General features: G+C 75.5%; 2 protein-coding genes and 1 pseudogene. 1 reads left to right on the forward strand and 2 read right to left on the reverse strand.

Annotated elements, in window-relative coordinates; translation table 11 throughout:
- The coding region (locus CCS38_RS19515; RefSeq protein WP_223734582.1) for a glycosyltransferase family 39 protein at positions 1–1086 on the reverse strand (1086 nt) is incomplete at its 3' end.
- Positions 1083–2918 carry a stealth family protein gene (locus CCS38_RS19520; RefSeq protein ID WP_443742960.1) on the reverse strand — a complete coding sequence of 612 codons (1836 nt, stop codon included), beginning with the start codon at positions 2916–2918 and terminating at the stop codon, positions 1083–1085. The genes CCS38_RS19515 and CCS38_RS19520, both read right to left, overlap by 4 nt.
- A 238-nt stretch (positions 2919–3156) precedes the next feature.
- Between CCS38_RS19520 and CCS38_RS19525 the strand changes: the two are divergent.
- Positions 3157–3790: pseudogene (locus tag CCS38_RS19525) on the forward strand (hypothetical protein); the annotation flags it as partial.

The raw sequence follows: 3790 nt of genomic DNA on the forward strand, positions 1-3790 counted from the left end.
CCGGGACCGCCGTACGGCCGCCGCGACCACCAGCCGCTCGGCCCCGGCCGCCGCGGCCAGCGCCGCCCCCGGCAGCGAGAAGAGCAGATAGCGGTCGAGGAAGGCCGGGTACCACTGGGAGGCCACGAAGAGCAGGGCGGGCGGCAGCAGGGCGAGCGGCAGCGCGACGGCGGACAGGCCGAGCGGGCCGCGGCGCGGCAGCGGACGCCGTGCGGCCACCGCCAGCAGGAGACACACCACCACGACGACCGGCACCGACGGCCCGGCGAAGGAGCGCAGCAGCAGCCAGGCGGCGCGCAGCCCCGGCGGGTACAGCCAGTTCAACTGGTGGCTCTGGCCACGGGACAGCGCCACGAGCGGCAGCAGCGCGAGGGCCACCGCGCAGGCCGCGGCCGCCCAGCGCCACCACACCGCGCGCGGCACCCGCGAGACCAGCAGCGTCAGCGCGTGCGCGGCGAGCACCAGCACGGCGCACTCGTGGAGCAGCGCGGTGAGCGCCGTGACCGCCGCGTACGCCGTCCAGTTCCGCGCCCGGCCGTGCCGTACGGCGCTCGTCAGCAGCAGCGTGGACAGCGCGGCGCCGGCCATGACCAGCGCGTAGGAGCGGGCCTCCTGCGCGTAGTGGCTCACCGTGGGGAAGGCGGCGAAGAGCAGCCCGGCCCACAGGCCGACGCGCGGCGCGGCCAACCGGCTGCCGGTCAGCGCCACCAGCCCGGCCGCGGCCGTCGCGCCGAGCACGGACGGCAGCCGCAGCGCCGTCTCGCCGCCGCCCAGCAGTGCGCGGACGCCGTGCATCAGGGCGTAGTACAGGCCGTGCACCGCGTCGGCGGTGCCGAGCAGCTGCCACAGCTGCGGCAGCGAGCGGCCCGCGACCTGCGCGGTGGCCGCCTCGTCCCGCCACAGCGTGCCGCGGTCCAGCCCCCACAGGCCCAGCGCGAGCATGACGACGCACGGGACGAGCACCGCGACGAGGGTGGCGCGGCGCCGCGCCAGCGGGCCGCCGCGCGCGGTCAGCGGCGCGCGGCCGACCGGCACCGCGGACGGCGGCCGCTCCTCCTCGAAGTCGGCGACACCCGGCCGGCTCATGGCTCCGGCAGCTCGTACGGGCTCGGCAGCGGGAAGTACGCCTCCAGGAACGGCCGGAGCAGCGCCAGCTGGTCCGCCAGGTCGGTCTCCTCCGACTGGGTGTCGTTGAGGCAGAAGACGTCCCGGTCGCGGCGGGCGAGCAGCCGGTCCAGGCGGTCGGCGGCGTTGGGCCGGGAGAGGTCGAGGTAGGAGTAGGCGATGTCGGCGGGCAGCGCGCGGCCGGTGTGGAAGGCGTAGTAGTGGTGCAGCGAGGACGGGATGGAGATGTCGTCGATGCTGCGGAAGCGGTGCGAGGCGGTGGCCCGGTGCTCGGCGGTGAACTCCCGCTCTATCTCCGTGAGCACGCTGCGCCGCAGGGCGTGCGGGACGTGCTTCATCTTCTGCACCGGTGTGGTGCCGAAGCGGGCCTCGATGAGCGCGCGGTTGTTCTTGCCCGCGACGGACACCGGGACGTCGTCGTCGCCGGGCGGGCCTAGCGGTACCAGCGCGGGCGAGGGGAAGTACTTCGTCAGCCCGTTGGCCAGGAAGAAGTCGTGCGGTGACGCCTCCCGGCCGAGGAAGACGTCGTCGTTGAAGTAGAGGAAGTGCTCCGAGAGGCCCTCGATGTGGTGCAGCTGGCTCTCGATGGCGTGCGAGTTGAACGTCGGCAGCGCACTCGCGTCGGTGAATATCTCGCGGTGGCTGACGACCTTCACGCGCGGGTGCGCGGTGTTCAGCCAGGGCGGTACCTGGTCGTCGGTGACGAGGTAGATGTCGCGCACCCAGGGCGCGTACATGTCCAGCGAGCGCAGCGAATAGCGCAGCTCGTCGCGGTTGGCGTAGCGCGCCGCGTTGGCCGCCTCGTCGTGGTACGCCTGCCCGGTGCACTTGGCGCGGCGCTCCAGCCAGGCCGGGTCGGCGCCGTCCACCCAGGTGTAGACGACGTCGATGGGGAAGGTGATGTCGCCGGGCAGCGGGACGGTGAAGTCGCGGTAGGTGGCCACCCGGGGGGCGCGGTCGTCGCCCGCCCCGTTGGGGCAGGTGAAGAGCGCGGCGGGGACGCTGATCCGGCGCCCTTCCGCCGGCACCCACTCGGTGACGGCGTTCCGCCGCGGGGCGATCAGCCGGTCCTCCTCGCGCGGCCAGAACTCCACGTCGCAGCCGTACGCCTCGTCCAGCACGAGCGAGCGGCCGGGGTCGGTACGGAACCAGGTGACGCGGAACAGCCCGGCCCGCGCGGCCCGGTGCCAGCCCCCGGAGTCGTAGCCGGGCGCGGTGTGCCGGACCTCGTTGCCCGGGGCCAGCAGGGAGACGTAGCCGGGCAGCGCGCGGCACCGGGCGGCCAGCGCGGCGAGCGCGCGCGGCCCGTCCTCCACGGCCACCGCGACCACGCCCCGGCCGCGCTCCTTGCCGCGTACGCAGAAGTGGCCGACGCCGGCCTGCTCCAGGGTCTCGGTGACGGTGACGAGGTTGTCGCGGCGCGCCCGGGCGGGTGAAAGATCGTGCTGCACGAGGGCGATGCGCGGGTGCCCGTCGGCCATCGTGACGGCCCGGCCGGGCCCGGCGGCGAGGGCGCGGTGGCACAGCGCCACGCCCCGGGTGCGCAGGCCGTCCAGGTGCCGGGCCGTCGCCAGCCAGCTGACCTGCTGCTTGATGCGGCGGCGCAGCTCCGGGGTGCTGCGGGTCGCGATGGCCCGCCGCAGGTGTTCCGGTACCGCCTTGCGGTAGACCGACACCAGGGTCGACGCCTCCGGGTTGATCCGCCGCACCGTCCCCGCGGCGCGGCGGGCACCCGGATGCCGTACGGGCCGGCGGCGTGGCTCGGCGGTCCGCTGTCCCATCTGTGCACTCACTCCGGTCTCCCCCTTCGCCTCTCCCCGCGGTCCGGTCATTTACCCCTATGGGCGTTTGATGCAACTATGACGCCGTACGTCCGGGTACACATCCCCTGCGCATCCGGACCCCGCGGGTGTTCACACGCCCACGGGGGAGGCTCACGTAAGGGATGACTCGCCAGGGGACAAGAAGGATGCCCTGCCACGTGCCCAGCGGGCGCCGCCCCGCGTCCCACGGAAGGGAGCACCGGCCGCCATGGATCAGGCCCTGCTGTCGCGAGCGGTGAAAGCCGGCCGTCGCGCCCGCCGCGCGGCGGCCGGCGTACGCCGCCGCATCGAGAGCGTCGACACCGTCCCGGTGCTCGCCGCACGGCTGCGCCCGCGGCCCGTCCTGCGCCCCGTCCACCTCTCCGTACTGGGCGGCCGCACCCTGAACGTGGCGGTGCGTTACCCCCGCCGCGCCCACGGGATCGGCACCGCACTGCTCCATCTGGACCACCGCGGCCACCGGCGGACCGCCCCGCTGACGCCCGAGCCGCAGCCCGACGGCACCCTGCTGCTCACCGCCACGGTCCCGCTGCACTTCGCCCCGCACGACGAGCCCGCCGAGTACGCCGAGCCCGGCGCCCTCGCACTGGGCCCCGGCATCTGGCGGCTGTCGCTGGCCGTGACGGACACGGCGGGCCGGGAGATCGTGGCCGGCCTCGGCGCGGCGCCGCCCCGCACCGCCGGCGGGCCGACCCTCCCGCACTCCCCCGACCCCGGCAGCGGCGCCCTCTTCCGCCCCGTGCGCTCGGCCGACGGCCACGCGCTGCTCAAGGTGACGGCCCCCGCCCCGCAGGCCGAACTGGTCGCGCTCGGCCTGCGGGGCGGGGGCCGTCACCTTGAGC

It is taken from the genome of Streptomyces purpurogeneiscleroticus, assembly GCF_020024005.1.
GTDB classification, from domain to species: domain Bacteria; phylum Actinomycetota; class Actinomycetes; order Streptomycetales; family Streptomycetaceae; genus Streptomyces; species Streptomyces purpurogeneiscleroticus.